This window comes from Micromonospora sp. NPDC047134, assembly GCF_040643455.1.
GTDB lineage: Bacteria > Actinomycetota > Actinomycetes > Mycobacteriales > Micromonosporaceae > Micromonospora.
Genome location: NZ_JBEYUI010000041.1, coordinates 15,904 through 31,985 on the forward strand (window position 1 = coordinate 15,904; position 16,082 = coordinate 31,985).

The window sequence follows — 16,082 nt, forward strand, 5'->3', positions numbered from 1 at the left end:
GACTCGTGGGTAACCAAATAATCCAAGCGTCCTGACCATTCGGCCGATCCGCCCCCGATCGGCGAACTCCACACCGTACCGGCGGCGGATCGGACCGCCCTCGACCTCACCTCGGCTGTCGCGCCAACCCGTGCTGCCGCTCGTAGGTCCGCAGGGCGACATCCCAGGCCTGGGTGTACTCCGAGGGCCCCAGCCCGAGGTCGCCGTGGCCCTTGACCGCCTCCCGCAGCAGCTCCACCAACCCGGGGACGATGTCCCGGCGTTCGGCGATGTAGTGGTGGAAGACCTCGGCGAACTGCTGACCGGTCAGCCGCGCGGCGTACGCGGTCACCGGGTCGTCCTGAAGGTTCTGCAACACCGCCGCCCACCGGCGGGTCAGATCGTCGGCCTGCCAGGTGCGGATCTTCTCCAGTTCGTGTTCGCACTCCAACGCGATCCGCTGCTCCCAGTACGGACGCAACCGTTCCCGCACCCGCTCGTCCGGGCTGACCCGGATCCGCACCGTGAAGTGCGGCAGGTTCCCCTCCTGCGGCCACCGCTGGTGAACCAGCAGGTCGTTGAGGGCCCGTTCCAGGGCATGAGCCCGGTGCGGCTCGTGCTCCCGGGCCAGGTCCACGGCACGCTCCCGAACGATCCCGCAGGCCCAGGGCAGCAGCGCCTGGGCCCGCAGCGCCAAGGCGTCGAAGGTCATGCCGGTCGCGGTCCACAGGTAGACCACATGCAGGTTGAAGTCGAAGGCGTCACCCTTCGCCGGCACCAGCAGGGGCTGCGGTACGTCCTGCCGGAAGGTGACCCGGACCGGCGCCACGGCAGGCGGTGGCGCGGGTACGACAGTCGGCGGAAAAATCGCGTGCCACCAGCGGCGTCGCTGCGTCGGCACACCGTGTCGCACCTGGGGGGTCCCGGCGGGTCCAGTGGTCATCAGGCATCCTCAGCAATCAGGGTTTCGACGTCGTTGAGCAGGGCGCACCCGGGCAGCACCGAGCGCCAGACATGCCGTAGCTGGTGGTGCAGCCGACGGGCCAGCGGAGGCCGACCGGCCAGCACCAGCCGCAGCAACGCCAGCAGGTGGGCGGCCACCTCGGGCTGACCGTCCGCCCGACCCAGCCAGAACCCGAGGGTCCGCCAGGACCGGTACGCCGTCTCGGGCATGCTCAGCGCCGTCGCCCACAGGGTCGCCAGGTCGTCGACGGAGATGATCCCGGTACGGGCCAGATCCAGCAGTTCCGGCCAGTGTTCCCGGGGTGGTCTGGCCCACCGTTCGGCCAGGATCCGCAACGCCCGCGCGGCGTGCAGCCGTACCTCCCGGTCGGCCGGGTCGGTCGAGACGGCCCACTGGGCCAGGGCCCTCACCAGGGCTGCCCCGTTCCCGCCCTGGTAGACCTCGACCAAGCCGCGTACCACGGAGTTGTGCCGGCGTTGCATCCTCCCGGCGGCTACCAGTCGAAGCTGCCCCAGGGCCGCCTCCGGCCACAACCGGGCCAGCCCCAGCTCGTGGGCGCGGGCCACCGTGTCGCGCAGATGGGCCGCCGGGCCGGCGGCCCAGCGGTCCAACTCGACACCGACCCGCTGCCGCAGCCGGGGTTGCATCGCGATCGCGACCAGGATGATCGCGGCCGCCTGCCGTACCCCCGCGCGCCGCTCCCCCGCCAGGTTCCGCACCACCTCCAGGACCGTCTGCACCTCCCGACCGGCCGACCAGCCGATGGCCGCGGCCGCCGCCTGCCGTACCTCCGGCTCGTCGGCCCGCACCAGCTCCGCCAGCCAGTCCAGCAGCACCCGGGGCAGCCACCAGTCGGTCCAGGCCATGTCCAGCACGGCGGTACGCAGTTGCTCGGTGCCGGGGGCGAACTGCATCCGGATACCCCCGGTCGCCCAGTCCTCGTTCGGTATCGCCATGGCGGCCCGCAGCGTCGGCCCGAGCACCTCGTCCAGGGTGATGCCGCGCAGCCGTACCGCGGTCTGGGCCCCGTGCGGGCCCGGCACCAGCCGGTCGGCCGCCAGCCGGATCTCCACCGTGGGCAGCCCGGCGAAGACCACACAGGACAGCCGGAAGGCCCGTACCTGCTCGGCGGACCAGCCCACGGAGGCACCGGCGTCGGCCGACACGTCGAGGATCTGCGCGGCCCGCTCCCGAAGCTGCCGGGGCAGCAGTTGGGCCAGCCTTTCGGTCAGGGACCTGCCGCGCGGCACCGTCCGCGCCAGGGCCGTCACCAGGGGAAGCACCTCGCGGGGCCGGGGACCACCGGCCAGGTACGCCGACAGCAGCGGATGTCGGCTGCATTCCTCGTCGACGTACTGGTCCACACACTCGCCGGCACAGTCCTGCGCGCAGAAGCCGACGCACCGCCCGGCCAGGTCCCGCCGCAGGCGGGCCCGGAACACCTCGGCCGCGGGTGCCGGTCGATGCTCCACGACATGCCCGGCGAGATCCTGTACCCGCCGGGAGAAGTCGCCCACCAGCAACAGGGTCATCCCCCCGGCCGCGGCCCGCTCGGCCAGCCCCATCAGGGTGTAGCCGTCCAACTCCCCCACGGCCTCCTCGGACAGCCGCAGCACGTAGCCGCTGCCCGCACGCCGGCCCAGCTTCGTCCGGAACACGTCCGTCAGCTCCTCGACCCCGAGGATGTTCACCCCGTCGATCCCGTGCCGCCTCACCGAGGCGACCAGCGCGGAGGTGAGTCTTCCGCTGCCGGGCGGCCCGGACAGGCACACCAGGTGACGCTGCTTGAGGTGATGGTCGAGTTGCTGGTCGCTGCCGGCCGGCGCGTACCCCCGCACCAGGTCCTGCACGGTCGTCTCACTGAGGGTCTCGGACCAGACCCGGCGCCCGTCCACCGACTCGGTGGCCGCGGTGACATTGACCGTACCGATGGCCAGGGCCCCGTGGCCGGTGGCGTTCTGCCCCCGCACGTACATGTCGCCGGCATCGATCGGGGCGGCACCGAAGAGACCGGCTAGCCGACGCAGCACCTCACCGGAGTCGAGGGAATCCTCCCGGTCGTCCTCCTCCTCGACCTGGTCGCTCTCCGTCTCCCTCTCCTGATCCGGCTGGGCCTTCCGGTCCGTCTCGGCCTTCCGGTCCGTCTCGGCCTTCCGGTCCGTCTCGGCCTTCCGGTCCGTCTCGGCCTTCCGGTCCGTCTCGGGCTCCTGGTTTGTCGGGTCGCTGGGGCCCGGGCCGGAACCGGTCACCGGCTCGTCGGTCATCGGCCCGCCTCCGGGGGCAGGACGACGTCACGACCGACCGAGCCGATCGCGATCGCGCCCGGTCCCACGGCATTCTGGCCCTCGACCCGGATGTTCCCGGTACGAATACCGCCAGTCGGCGACGGGGGTTCGGGTCGGGCTGCCGCCGCCGGATCCGGCTGGTTCGTCTCCGGGTCCGAGGCAGATGTCTGCGGGCCGGGTGGAGCTGTCGGCAAGGGTGGCTGAGTTGTTCCCGGGTGCGGCAGAGTTGTCTCCGGGGACGGCGGCTCGTCCTGCCAGGAGGTGACGTCCTCGCCGAGGACACAGAGCCAACCCGGCTCGTGGAACCCCTTCTCCGCGTTAACCACCTCGATCCGCCGGAACCGACCGGGTCGAAGCTCCTCCGGGTACTGGGTCACCACGTCCCGGTAGATGTCGGGAGAGACCACCAGGGCGATCGCAGCCTCGGGGAAGGCGGCCAGGGCCCGCCGTACCGGGGCGGCGTCGCAGAGCCGGCTGACCGTGACGACCGCCTGGCCCGGAAACCCGTTCGCCCCGTCCAGGTGCACCATGCCCTGGTGCACCGCCACCCGCAGCCGGATGCGGGCCACCGGAAGTCGGTCCGCGTTGTACCGCCGCAGTCGGCGGTTCAGTTCCGGCAGGAACCGGCCGATCACCCGTGCCTCGGGCAGTTCGGTCGGCAGGACGGCCAGTTCACCGTCTCCAGACTGCTGGGTCGTCCAACCGGCCCGATCCATGCCCACCTCGTCGGCCGCCTCCCGCAGCAGCCGATGGAAGTCCAGTTGGGCGTCGTACTGCTGAAGGTTGCCGCGCTGGCTGTAGCGCTCCATGTCCACACAGATCAACAGCCGCCGCTGCGGATGTTGCATGTCGTCCCCCCTCCCACCCGGCCCGCGAGGGGCGGGTATCAGCGACATACAACCGGGGCCGGCCCGCGAAAACCCCGTAGAAGTACGGCATCCACAGAAATGTCCGTCAGTAGTCATCCCGTACCGTGCGGGCATTACGTCGCCCGATCCACGATGCACTCGTCTGATGTGGAACATCCCGATCGACGTACTGCTGGAGCTGGATCTGGCCCCGCACCTGACTTTCGGCCTGTTGCTGGTCTATCTGCTGGGGATGACGATGTCCCGCCGGGTATGGCGTAGTGCCACCATCCGGCTACGCTGCGAGCGCCGTCGTCTTCTGAGCAGAGTAGGAGCCTGGATGCGTAGCGAACCAGACCCGAACTCCCAGTGGCCCCACGGCACCTTCCTGCAACGGCTGGGCCCGTCCGTACGGGAAGCCCTGCTGGGGCTCGGGGTACGCCGTGAGGTACCGGCCGGTCAGATTCTGATCCACGAAGGACAGCAACAGTCCCACCTGGTGCTGATCGAGGAGGGTCTGACCAAGGTCACCGCCGCCCTGCCGGACGGCCGCACCGCCCTGCTGTCCCTGCGGGTCGGCGGTGACCTGGTCGGCGAGATGTCGGCCCTCAACGGGCGGCCCCGCTCGGCGACCGTCACCACCTGCGGCACGGCCCGCTACAGCGTGATCACCTCGGAGCGGTTCCGCGCCTTCCTCCGGGCCAATCCGGACGCCGCCCTAGAACTCGCCGCCATGGTCTCCGACCGGTTGCGCTGGTCGAACCGCCGACGGATCGATTTCTCCTCCTACCCGGTAAAGATCAGGGTGGCCCGGGTGATCGCCGACTTGTGCCGTACCCACGGCCGCCAGACCCCGGAGGGGGTCGTCATCGACGTACGCCTCACCCAGCCGGAGCTGGCGTCCATCTGCGGCGCCTCGGAGACCTCGGTGCAGAAGATCCTGCGGGAGCTGCGCACCGAAGGGCTGGTCGACACCGACTACCGCCGGATGACCGTCCGGGACCTGCCCCGCCTGCAGCAGCTCGGGCAGTTGCCGCCCGACGACTGTTAACCAGGGCCCCTTCCTATACACGAGGCGTTAAGAAGGGGCCCTTCCTTACACCTCAGGCGCCGCGGAGGGTGGCGCCGACGCGTTCGGTGGCCCGGGCCACCGCGGCGTCGCGGGCGGCCACGGCCTCCTCGACGGTCAGGGTGCGGTCCGGGGCCCGGAAGGTCAGCTTGTAGGCCAGCGACTTGCGGCCGACCCCCAACTGCTCCGAGGCGTACACGTCGAACAGGCGCACCGACTCCAGCAGCTCACCCGCTCCCTCGGTGAGGGCCTGCTGGACCTGTTGGGCGGGCACGGTCTCCTCGACCACCAGGGCCACGTCGATCAGGGCCGGGGGGAAGCCGGAGACTCCGGGCGCGGGCAGCACCGGGGCCGCCGGCAGGGCGTCCAGGTCCAGCTCCATGGCACTGGTCCGCCGGGGCAGTTCCAGGTTGGCCAGCACCGCCGGGTGCAGCTCACCGGCGTGACCGACGACCACCCCGTCCACCAGCAGCTGCGCGCAGCGGCCGGGGTGCCAGGGGGCGTACTCGGTGGCCCGTACCTCGATCCGGTCGGCCGGGATGCCGGCGGCCGCGAGGACCTCCCGGCCTGCCTGGACGGCGTCCGCCCAGGAGGCCGGTCGCCCGGCCCCCCACCAGCCGGCCGGCTCGATGTCGCCGGTCAGCACGACGGCGACATGCCGGGGCTGGTGCGGCACGACCGCGTCGGCGGCGGCGAACTCGGCGTCCGTGGGTCGCCGGTCCACCCCCATGGCCGGCGGGCTGCCGGCGCCGGGGCGGGGCTGGAACACCACCCCGATCTCGTAGAGGGCCAGATCCCGCAGGCCCCGGCCGAGGTTGCGCCGGACGATGCCGAGCAGCGGGCCGAGCAGCGTGGTCCGCAGCAGCGGCTCCTCGTCGGAGAGCGGATTGGCCACCCGTACGGCCTGGCGGCGGGGGTCCTCGGCGGGCAGGGCGAACTGGTCGGCCAGGTCGGTGGCGACGAAGGGGTGCGCCAGCACCTCGACGTAGCCGCGTTCGGCCAGCGCCCGGGACACCGCCCGGTTGCGGCGCTGCTGCCAGGTCAGCCCCCGTCCGGGCGGGGCGGTGGGCAGCAGGGACGGCACGTTGTCGTACCCGTCCAGGCGGACCACCTCCTCGACCAGGTCGGCCGGGTCGGTCAGGTCGGGCCGCCAGGTCGGCGGGGTGACACTGAGGACGTCGATGTCCCCGGCGGTGACCCCCACCTCGCCGGGGTCCTCGGTCAGCCGGTCGGTGCCCCGGGCCACCGTGCAGCCGATCTGCTCCAGCAGGGCGACCACCCGCGCCGGTGGGTACGCCACCCCGACCCGCCGGCTGGGCAGGTCGACCGGCAGCGTCACCGGGGTCCGGGGGGTCACGTGGTTGATGTCCAGCACCTCGTCCCCGGCGGTGCCGCCGGCGTACCCGGTGAGCAGGGCGACCGCCCGGTCCAGGGCGACCAGCGGCAGGGCCGGGTCGACCCCCCGCTCCCACCGCTTCGCGGCCTCGCTGAACAGCTTGTGCCGACGGGCGGTACGCCCCACCATCGCCGGATCCCAGTGCGCGGCCTCGAACAGCACGTTGACCGTGCTGGGCAGCACCTCGCTGGTCTCGCCCCCCATCACGGCGGCCAGCGAGATCGGCACCCCGTCGCCGTCGCCGCCGAGCGGGTTGGGCAGGCCGGCGTCGCAGATGACCATGTCTTCGGGGGCCAGGGCCCGGGTCACCCCGTCCAGGGTGGTCAGCTTCTCCCCCGCCACCGCCCGGCGCACCACCAGGGGCCCGGCCAGCCGGTCGGCGTCGAAGGCATGCATCGGCTGCCCGAGTTCCAGCATCACGTAGTTGGTGATGTCCACCGGCAGGGAGATGGTCCGGATGCCGGCGACCGTGAGCCGCCGCTGCATCCACTCCGGGGTCTGTGCCGTCGGGTCGACCCCGCGCACCATCCGGGCCGCGAACCGGTCACAGCCCACCGGGTCGCGTACCTCGACCGGGTAGGCGGGGGCGGAGGTGCCCGGGGTCGCGGGGATGCGACCCCGGTCGGAGTAGTCCAGACCCAGGGCGTGGGCCAGTTCGCGGGCCAGCCCGCGCAGGGACATCTGGTAGCCCCGGTCCGGGGTGATCTCCACCTCGACGACGATGTCGTCCAGCCCGACCACCGGGCGGGCGTCGTCGCCGGGGGCGGCGACGACGTGTTCGGGCAGCACCAGGATGCCGGAGTGGTCGTCGCCCAGGCCCAGTTCCTTGGCGGAGCAGATCATGCCGTGGGAGTTGCGCCCGTAGGTCTTGCGGGCACCGATGGCGAAGCCGCCCGGCAGCACTCCGCCGGGCAGGATCACCACGACCCGGTCACCCGGGGCGAAGTTGCGCGCCCCGCAGACGATCTCCTGCGGTTCGCCGGTGCCGTTGGCGGCACCCACGTCGACCCGGCAGAACCGGATCGGCTTCTTGAAGCCGGTCAACTCCTCGATGTCGAGGACCTGGCCGACCACCAACTGCCCGGTGACCGTGGTGGACAGGTCCACGATGGACTCCACCTCGATACCGAGGTCGACCAGGGCCCGCTCCAGCTCGGCGGCGGACAGGTCCGGCAGGTCTACGTACTCCCGCAACCAACTGACAGAAACTCGCATGACTCGTTACCACCGTCTCCGTAACTCGCGCGCCCGCACTACGCCCCGTGGCCGAACGCCCGGGTGAACCGGACATCGCCCTCGACCATGTCCCGCATGTCCCCCACCCCGTGTCGGAACATCACGGTGCGGTCGATGCCCATGCCGAAGGCGAACCCGGAGTAGACCTCCGGGTCGATGCCGCAGGCCCGCAGCACCCGGGGGTTGACCATGCCGCAGCCGCCCCACTCGACCCACTGGGGGCCCTTGCGGTGCTCCGGGAACCACACGTCGAACTCCGCCGACGGCTCGGTGAACGGGAAGTAGTGCGGCCGGAACCGGGTCTTGGCGCCCTCGCCGAACATGGCCCGGGCGAAGTGGTCCAGGGTGCCGCGCAGGTGGGCCATGGTGATGCCCTTGTCCACCACCAGGCCCTCGACCTGGTGGAAGACCGGGGAGTGGGTGGCGTCCAGCTCGTCGGTGCGGTAGACCCGACCGGGTACCACCACGTAGATCGGCGGCTTGCGGGTGAGCATGGTGCGCGCCTGCACCGGCGAGGTGTGGGTACGCAGCACCAGCCCGGACTGCTCGGGTGCGATGTGGAAGGTGTCCATCAGGCCCCGGGCCGGGTGGTCGACCGGGATGTTGAGGGCGTCGAAGTTGGTCCACTCCAGCTCGACCTCGGGCCCCTCGGCCACCTCGTAGCCCATCCCGATGAACAGGTCGCTGATCTGTTCCATCAGCACACTGACCGGGTGCCGGGAGCCGCGCGGGCGCCGGTCGTAGGGCAGGGTCACATCGACCCGCTCGGCGACCAGGACCCGCTGCGCCTGCTCGCGGTCGAGCACCTCGGATCGGGCGGCGTAGGCCTGCTCGATGCTGCGGCGGGCCTCGTTGACCCGCTTGCCGGCGTCGGCCTTTGCGGCCGGCGGCAGGGCCCCGATCTCCCGGCGGGCCAGCGAGACCGGGGACCGGTCGCCCAGGTGCGCCGGACGTACGGCGGCCAGGGCGTCGGGGTCACCGGCGGCGGCGAACGCCTTCTCGGCCTCGGTCACGGCCTCGGCCAGGGCGGCCGGGTCGAGCAGGGCCACCTGCTTCGGGTCGTACGGATCGTTGCGGTAGGTCATGGCGTACGGGCACTCCTCACGGCGGTGCCGGCCCTCAGGGGCGGCGAAGCGAGTCTACGGACGCGCGGCTGCGCCGCAGCCCGCCGGTGGGAGTGGTGCGGAGAGCAGTCAGGCCCGCCGCCCGCCGACACCGGCGGGCTGGCTAAACGTACGCCGTGGTGTGTCCACCATCAGGGCCGCTCTCCTCGTGCTCTGCGCGTGATCTCATCTCAGCGCTGGGCTCTCGCCGAAGCGTACAGGCAGACCGCGGCAGCCGCAGCCAGGTTGAGGCTCTCGGCCCGCCCGTGCAGCGGCACCCGGACCCGGGCGTCCGCAGCGGTGATCAGCTCCTCGGGCAGCCCGTGCGCCTCGGAACCGAACAACCAGGCGGTGGGTACGGCCAGCCGGCCCGCGTCGGCCAACTCATCGAGATCCGTCTCGCCGTAGCCGGTCGCGGCCAGCACGGTGAGACCGGCCGCCCGGGCGGCTACCAGCACCGCCGCCGGGTCGCGTTCGCGCACCACGTCGACATGGAACAGGCTGCCCGCCGAGGACCGGACACACTTGCCGTTGTACGGGTCGACGGCCTCCCCGGCGAAGACCACCGCGGCGGCACCGGCCGCGTCGGCGGTGCGCAACACCGTCCCGGCGTTACCGGGGTCCCGGATGCCGGCGAGCACCGCCACCAGCCGGGGGGCCCGGGACAGGGCGGTCTCCAGGGGCACGTCCAGGTGTTGGCAGACGGCGACCAGGCCCTGCGGGGCCACGGTCTCGGCCAACGCCGCCAGGGCCTCCTCGGTCACCTCGGAGACGGGTACGTCGGCGCCGGCGGCGGTCGCCGCCAGGTCGGCGTACCGATCGAGGGCGGCCGGGGTGCCGAACACCTCGACCACCGTCCGGGGGCGGGCCAGGGCCTCGCGGACCGCCTGGGGCCCCTCGGCCAGGAAACGGCCGGTGGCCTCGCGTTCCCGGCGACGCTGGAGTCGGCGGGCGGCGACCACCCTGGGGGTACGCGGCGTGAAGGGCATGGTGTCCTCTCACCACACACACGCGAGGCGCCCCCCTGGTCGAGGGACGCCTCGCGGTGTCGTGCGGGGATCAGGCGGCCTGGGCCGCCGCGCCGCCGATGCCCTCGGCCTGCACCGCGGCACGGGCCAACTCGACGATCGCCGCGAAGGCGGCGGCGTCGTTGACGGCCATGTCGGCCAGGATCTTGCGGTCGACCTCGATGCCGGCCAGGCGCAGGCCCTGGATCAGCCGGTTGTAGGTCATCCCGTTGGCGCGGGCACCCGCGTTGATCCGCTGGATCCACAACTGCCGGAAGTCACCCTTGCGGTCGCGACGGTCCCGGTAGGCGTACTGCATCGAGTGCAGCACCTGCTCCTTGGCCTTGCGGTACAGCCGGGAGCGCTGACCGCGGTAACCACTCGCGGTCTCCAGCAGGGTACGGCGCTTCTTCTGGGCGTTCACAGCCCGCTTGACGCGTGCCATCTCAACTCCTTCTTGGGCTCAGGTGGCGCGCGTCAGCGGCCGAGCAGCTTCTTGATGCGCTTGACGTCGGCCTTGGCCACCTCGACCACGCCCGTCAGCCGGCGGGTACGGGTGGAGGGCTTCTTCTCCAGGAGGTGGCGCTTGTTGGCCTGCTCCTTCATGAGCTTGCCCTTGCCAGTCACCCGGACCCGCTTACCCGTCCCCGTGTGGCTCTTCATCTTCGGCATGTGGAACGTCTTCTCCCCTGTTACTGGCCGCTGGTGTCAGCGGTCTCGCCGGTCTCACCGGCTGCTGCGCTCTCACCGGCCGCAGCGGTTTCGGCAGCCGCCGCGGGCTCCTCCGCGGTCCGCTCCCGGGCTCCACCACGCGATGCCGTGGCGGCGACCGCGGAGGCCTTCACGGCCCGGTGCGGAGCGAGAACCATGATCATGTTTCGGCCGTCCTGCTTAGGAGCGGACTCGACGTATCCCAGTTCCGTGATCTCGGATTCGAGCCTACGCAGAAGCCGGTAACCCAGCTCCGGGCGACTCTGCTCGCGACCGCGGAACATGATCGTCACCTTGACCTTGTCGCCGGCCTTGAGGAACCGCACCACGTGACCCTTCTTGGTCTCGTAGTCGTGCGGATCGATCTTCGGCCGGAGCTTCATCTCCTTGATGACGGTCTGCTGCTGGTTACGCCGCGCTTCGCGCGCCTTGAGTGCGCTCTCGTACTTGAACTTGCCGAAGTCCATGAGCTTGCACACCGGCGGGCGCGCCATCGGCGCAACCTCGACCAGGTCCAGATCGACGTCCGCGGCCAGCTGAAGGGCGCGCTCCAGCGGGACGATGCCCACCTGCTCACCCTCGGGGCCGACCAGTCGGACCTCACGTGCCCGGATCTGCTCGTTCACGCGTGGTTCGACGCTGATGGGGCCTCCTCGAGTCGGTTCTTCATCGGTAGCCGACCCGAGCGGTCCCCGTCGGGAACCGGCCCGGAAAGCAGAAGGCCCCGGCACATGCCAGGGCCCGCTCGACCGGTCGGCACGATCACAGGATCGCGCATCCGGAGCCGGAAGGTGCCCGGAACCGGTGACCGGACCCGGCCGCCGCAGTCGGCGACTCGGGTGGGAGCAGGCGCCCCACTTTCACGGCCGTCCGCTCACGCAGACAGCCTGGTCGACTTGACCACACTACACCCATGCCCATCGGGGCCCCAACTCGGCACGGCCGGCGGCCCGGGACCAGGGGATCAGGAGCCTGCGGCGCCCTGGGCCAGGGTGGCCAGGTGGGCCTGGTGCAGCCGGCGCAGGGCCCGGACCCCGTCGACCGCCAGCTGCTTGTCGGCGGCCTGGAGGGCCACCATCGGCAGCAGGTCGTCGTCGTACAGCTCCAGGGCGGCCCAGGGGGCACCCCGGTCGAACCGGACCCCCCGCACGACCTCCCAGGGCAGCTCGTAGGAGCCGATGATGTTGCGCACCCGCACCCCGCGCGCGTCCGCCTCGACCCGGGGCCGGGTGAACAGCAGGGCGCCGAGGGCGAAGATCACCCCTAGGCCGATCATGGCGAACTGGTCGCCGCGCTGGAAGGTGCCGAAGCCGTTGCCGGTGGGGCCGGTCAGGGTGGTGGCGATCAACGAGAACACCACCACCAGCACGACCGCCGACACCCAGCAGACCACCCGGATGCGCCGGGGTCGGAGCCGGACCGACTCACCGCCGGTCACCGGCTGAGGCTCGGCCGTGCCGGCACTGGGCTGCGCTGGGTCCCGCCGCTGACTCATGTCCTCAGTCTGCCATCCGCCCACGGTCCGACCGATGGCGCCACACGCGGCGACACCAGCACCGACGCCGGCCTCACAACCGGCAGGCGTGGATGTTGGTGACCAGGATCGCCCGGGCCCCCAGCTCGTAGAGCTCGTCCATGATCCGGTGCACGTCGTCGCGGAGCACCATGGCCTGCACCGCCACCCAACCCTCGCGGTGCAGCGGGGAGACCGTCGGCGACTCGATGCCCGGGGTCAGGGAACTGGCCCGGTCCAGCAGACCGGCCGGCACGTCGTAGGCCAGCATCACGTACCGGCGGGCCACCAGCACCCCGTGCAGCCGGCGCAGCAACTGCTCCGCCTGCGGGTTCGCGGTCGCCCCGGCCCGCCGGACCAGCACCGCCGAGGAGCGCAGCAGCGGCTCACCGAAGACCACCAGGCCGGCCTGGCGCAGGGTGGCCCCGGTCTCCACCACGTCGGCCACCACGTCGGCCACGCCCAGGCGGATGGCGTTCTCCACCGCCCCGTCGAGGCGGATCACCTCGGCCTTGACCCCCAGCTCGGCCAGGTAGCGCTCGACCAGGCCCGGGTAGGCGGTGGCGATCCGGTGCCCACCCAGCTCCCGTACGTCGTCGACGTCGTCCGGGCGGGCGGCGAACCGGAAGGTGGCCCGGCCGAAGCTCAGGTCCACGACCTCCTCGGCGGGTGCGCCGGAGTCGATCAGCAGGTCCCGGCCGGTGATCCCGACGTCCAGATCACCGGAGCCGACGTAGGTGGCGATGTCCTTGGGACGCAGGTAGAAGAATTCGATGTCGTTGGCCTCGTCCCGGCAGACCAGGTCCTTGGGGTCGCTGCGCTGGCGGTAGCCCGCCTCGCGCAGCATCTCGGCGGCCGAGGAGGCCAGGGCGCCCTTGTTGGGTACGGCGACACGCAGCATGACGGAGTGCTCCTTCGATCGGATCCAGGGTCGACGGCGGGCACTCAGAGATGTCGGTAGACGTCCTTGAGCTCCAGCCCGCTGGCGAGCATCAACACCTGAACCTGGTAGAGCAGCTGGGAGATCTCCTCGGCGGTGCGCTCCGGCCCCTCATGCTCGGCGGCCATCCACGACTCGGCGGCCTCCTCGACCACCTTCTTGCCGATGAAGTGCACCCCCTTCTCCAGCGCGGCGACCGTGCCCGAGCCGGGGGTGCCGGCCGCGGCCTTGGCCTGCAGCTCGGCGAACAACTCCTCGAACGTCTTCACGGAACCGGATTCTCCCAGTCGCCCTGGGTGGCGGCACGCACCGGGTCCGGTGGTGACCGGTGAGCGGGACCTGTATTCCTTACCACCGTGGTGGGACAGCGCTACGGCAGCTACCGCGGGTGGTCGTACGCTGTCGGCCATGGTCAGCACCCCACGCATCCGTACCCTCGCCACGGCCGGCGCGGTCCTCTTCGCGGTCGCCGCCTGCGCCCCGCAGAACGAGCCCGCCCCCCAGCCCACGGCCTCCGGCGTCAACGCGTGCGCCAAGGAGAACCTACCCACCCAGACCCCCGGCAAGCTCACCATCGCCACCGACGAGCCGGCCTACCAGCCGTGGTTCGTCGACAACAAGCCCGACAACGGTGAGGGCTACGAGTCGGCGGTGGCGTACGCGGTGGCGGAGAAGCTCGGCTACACCCGCGACGAGGTCGTCTGGACCCGGGTGAAGTTCGACTCGGCCATCGCCCCCGGCCCCAAGACCTTCGACTTCGACATCAACCAGTTCTCGATCACGGACGAGCGCAAGAAGGCGGTGGACTTCTCCGCCCCCTACTACCTGGTGCGGCAGACCGTCATCGCCCTGAAGTCCTCCAAGATCGCCGGCAAGACCAGCCTGGCGGACCTGCGCGACGCCAAGCTCGGCGCCCAGGTCGGCACGACCAGCTACCAGGCGATCACCGACCTGGTGAAGCCGACCCAGCAGCCGCAGGTCTACAACAGCAACGACGACGCCAAGAAGGCCCTGCAGAACGGCCAGCTCGACGGCCTGGTCGTCGACCTGCCCACCGCCTTCTACATCACCGCCGCCGAGATCGAGGACGCGGTGATCGTCGGGCAGTTGCCGCAGGTGGGCACCCCGGAGGCGTTCGGGCTGCTGCTGGACAAGGACTCCCCGCTGACCGGTTGTGTCAGCAACGCGGTCGGGGCCCTCTCCGCCGACGGGGTGTTGAAGGAGTTGGAGCAGCGCTGGCTGGCCCAGGTCGCGGGAGCCCCTGAGCTCACGTGAGCACCACCCGTCACGTCCCCTCCCCTGCCCAGCGGGCCCGCGAGGAGTACCGCCGCCGGCAGACCACGTTGAGTGTGCTGATCGCCGCCGCCTCCACGGCGGCGATCGGCACCCTGCTGGCGATCGCGGTGACCGGGGCACCCGGCTGGGAGCGGGTACGCGCCTCCTTCCTGGATCCGCAGATCGCCCGCGACGCCCTGCCGGCGGTGCTGACCGGCCTCTGGCTCAATCTGCGGTTGCTGGTCTGCTGCGCGCTCGGGGCGCTGCTGCTCGGGCTGATCATCGCGATCCTGCGTACCCTGCGGGGGCCGGTCTTCTTCCCGATCCGGGCCCTGGCCACCGGCTACACGTACGCCTTCCGGGGCCTGCCGCTGATCATCGTGCTCTACGTGCTCACCCTCGGCGTACCCGGTCTGCGGTTGCAGGGCATGCCGTCGGTGCTGGTGCTGGGCGGGTTGGCGCTGGTGCTCACCTACAGCGGCTACCTGGCCGAGGTGTTCCGCGCCGGCATCGAGTCGGTGCATCCCAGCCAGTTGGCGGCGGCCCGGTCCCTGGGGCTGACCTACCGGCAGACCATGCGGCACGTGGTGCTGCCCCAGGCCGTCCGGCGGGTGGCGCCGCCGCTGCTCAACGACGTGGTGGCGTTGCAGAAGGACGTCGGTCTGGTCTCCCTGGCCGGGCCGATCGACGCGGTCCGGGCCGCGCAGATCGAGACCGCGCAGACCTTCAACTACACCCCGTACATCCTGGCCGGGGTGCTCTTCGTCCTGCTGGCCATTCCGCTGATCGCCGTCACCGACCGGGTGACGCTGCGGGCGGCCCGACGCCAGTCCGGAGGCTGACCATGGACGTGTTGCGGTGCCGAGGACTGCGCAAGGTCTTCGGCGACCAGGTGGTCCTCGACGGTCTCGACCTGACCGTGGCCGAACACCAGGTGGTGGCCCTGATCGGGTCCTCCGGTTCAGGCAAGTCGACCCTGCTGCGCTGCATCAACCTGCTGGAGGACCTGCACGACGGGACCATCGAGCTGGACGGCGAGGACATCACCGCCCCCGGCGTCGACCCCGACAAGGTACGCCGCCGCATCGGCATGGTGTTCCAGTCGTACAACCTCTTCCCGCACCTGAGTGTGCTGGACAACATCACCCTGGCGCCCCGTCGGGTGCACCGCCGGGCGCGGGCCGAGGCGGAGGCCCGGGCCCGGGAGCTGCTGGAGCGGGTGGGGTTGGGGGCCAAGGCCGACGCGTACCCGGATCGGCTCTCCGGCGGCCAGCAGCAGCGGGTGGCGATCGTCCGGGCGCTGGCCAACTCCCCCCGGCTGCTGCTGCTCGACGAGGTCACCTCGGCCCTGGATCCGGAGCTGGTCGGCGAGGTGCTGACGATGATCCGCGACCTCAAGGGCGAGGGGATGACCATGGTGCTGGCCACCCACGAGATGGGCTTCGCCCGGGACGTGGCCGACCAGGTCTGCTTCCTCGACGCCGGACGGGTGATCGAATCCGGTCCCCCCAGCCAGGTGCTGGCCGACCCGGTGCACCCCCGCACCCGCCAGTTCCTGACCCGCATCATCGAGGCCCGCCGCCTCTGACCCCACCACCCCTCCCTCTCCCCGCCACCCTGCGGGGAGGGTTGATCATGAGGTTGGCGGCAGCTTGAAGGATGGCGGGGTCAAGGGGTGAGTGCAATCGTTAGGTAGTGATGAGTTGGGCCAGGCGTTGGGCTGGGGTGTCCCAGCCCAACGTTTCGCGGGGTCGGG

Annotated in this window: 16 protein-coding genes; 4 read left to right on the forward strand and 12 right to left on the reverse strand. The window is 71.4% G+C overall.

The annotated features are described in order from the left end of the window. Positions 1-106: 106 nt before the first annotated feature. The 3 genes from ABZ795_RS27790 to ABZ795_RS27800 are packed head-to-tail and all read right to left on the reverse strand — an operon-like array spanning position 107 to position 4,076. On the reverse strand, positions 107-922 hold the full coding sequence (locus ABZ795_RS27790; RefSeq protein WP_357532494.1) for a hypothetical protein: 816 nt from the start codon (positions 920-922) through the stop codon (positions 107-109). Then, complete coding sequence (locus tag ABZ795_RS27795; protein ID WP_357532495.1) at positions 922-3,207, reverse strand: hypothetical protein; 2,286 nt, start codon at positions 3,205-3,207, stop codon at positions 922-924. Before ABZ795_RS27795 ends, ABZ795_RS27790 begins: the two co-directional genes overlap by 1 nt. Beyond that, entirely contained in the window at positions 3,204-4,076 is an 873-nt protein-coding gene (locus ABZ795_RS27800) for a hypothetical protein (RefSeq protein ID WP_357532496.1), read from the reverse strand. Before ABZ795_RS27800 ends, ABZ795_RS27795 begins: the two co-directional genes overlap by 4 nt. Before the next feature lie 166 nt (positions 4,077-4,242). Here ABZ795_RS27800 and ABZ795_RS27805 point away from each other — a divergent pair, with 166 nt between their 5' ends. Then, positions 4,243-5,127, forward strand: a complete 885-nt coding sequence (locus ABZ795_RS27805; protein ID WP_327026713.1) for a Crp/Fnr family transcriptional regulator — start codon at positions 4,243-4,245, stop codon at positions 5,125-5,127. A 52-nt stretch (positions 5,128-5,179) separates the two neighbouring features. Here ABZ795_RS27805 and pheT read toward each other — a convergent pair whose 3' ends face one another. From pheT to ABZ795_RS27850, 9 genes are all read right to left on the reverse strand, one after another. Further along, on the reverse strand, positions 5,180-7,756 hold the full coding sequence (gene pheT / locus ABZ795_RS27810; protein WP_357532497.1) for a phenylalanine--tRNA ligase subunit beta: 2,577 nt from the start codon (positions 7,754-7,756) through the stop codon (positions 5,180-5,182). Between the two features lie 38 nt (positions 7,757-7,794). Then, positions 7,795-8,862, reverse strand: a complete 1,068-nt coding sequence (pheS, locus tag ABZ795_RS27815) for a phenylalanine--tRNA ligase subunit alpha (protein WP_327026715.1) — start codon at positions 8,860-8,862, stop codon at positions 7,795-7,797. Between the two features lie 209 nt (positions 8,863-9,071). Beyond that, complete coding sequence (locus tag ABZ795_RS27820; protein ID WP_357532498.1) at positions 9,072-9,869, reverse strand: RNA methyltransferase; 798 nt, start codon at positions 9,867-9,869, stop codon at positions 9,072-9,074. Between the two features lie 70 nt (positions 9,870-9,939). After that, on the reverse strand, positions 9,940-10,332 hold the full coding sequence (gene rplT / locus ABZ795_RS27825; RefSeq protein WP_327026717.1) for a 50S ribosomal protein L20: 393 nt from the start codon (positions 10,330-10,332) through the stop codon (positions 9,940-9,942). A 32-nt stretch (positions 10,333-10,364) separates the two neighbouring features. Continuing rightward, positions 10,365-10,559 carry a 50S ribosomal protein L35 gene (gene rpmI / locus ABZ795_RS27830; protein ID WP_221085149.1) on the reverse strand — a complete coding sequence of 65 codons (195 nt, stop codon included), beginning with the start codon at positions 10,557-10,559 and terminating at the stop codon, positions 10,365-10,367. 20 nt (positions 10,560-10,579) lie between these two features. After that, a complete protein-coding gene (gene infC, locus ABZ795_RS27835; RefSeq protein ID WP_357532499.1) occupies positions 10,580-11,224 on the reverse strand; it encodes a translation initiation factor IF-3 in 645 nt (214 codons plus the stop codon). 338 nt (positions 11,225-11,562) lie between these two features. Then, positions 11,563-12,036: a PH domain-containing protein gene (locus ABZ795_RS27840; RefSeq protein ID WP_327027165.1), complete on the reverse strand. Its 474-nt coding sequence runs from the start codon at positions 12,034-12,036 to the stop codon at positions 11,563-11,565. A gap of 130 nt (positions 12,037-12,166) precedes the next feature. Continuing rightward, entirely contained in the window at positions 12,167-13,012 is an 846-nt protein-coding gene (gene hisG / locus ABZ795_RS27845; RefSeq protein ID WP_357532500.1) for an ATP phosphoribosyltransferase, read from the reverse strand. Positions 13,013-13,056: 44 nt separating this feature from the next. After that, positions 13,057-13,338, reverse strand: a complete 282-nt coding sequence (locus ABZ795_RS27850; protein WP_198408957.1) for a phosphoribosyl-ATP diphosphatase — start codon at positions 13,336-13,338, stop codon at positions 13,057-13,059. A gap of 121 nt (positions 13,339-13,459) precedes the next feature. On the opposite strand from ABZ795_RS27850, the gene ABZ795_RS27855 reads away from it, so the two are divergent. Genes ABZ795_RS27855 through ABZ795_RS27865 form a run of 3 tightly spaced genes read left to right on the forward strand, consistent with a single transcriptional unit; the run spans position 13,460 to position 15,914 of the window. Next, positions 13,460-14,326, forward strand: a complete 867-nt coding sequence (locus ABZ795_RS27855) for an ABC transporter substrate-binding protein (RefSeq protein ID WP_357532501.1) — start codon at positions 13,460-13,462, stop codon at positions 14,324-14,326. Further along, the gene (locus ABZ795_RS27860) at positions 14,323-15,168 is read left to right on the forward strand and encodes an ABC transporter permease subunit (RefSeq protein ID WP_357532502.1); all 846 of its coding nucleotides are present in this window, start codon (positions 14,323-14,325) and stop codon (positions 15,166-15,168) included. The genes ABZ795_RS27855 and ABZ795_RS27860 overlap by 4 nt, the downstream gene beginning before the upstream one ends. A 2-nt stretch (positions 15,169-15,170) precedes the next feature. Further along, positions 15,171-15,914 (forward strand): amino acid ABC transporter ATP-binding protein, encoded by a 744-nt coding sequence (locus tag ABZ795_RS27865; protein WP_357532503.1) that lies wholly within the window; start codon positions 15,171-15,173, stop codon positions 15,912-15,914. Positions 15,915-16,082 lie beyond the last annotated feature (168 nt).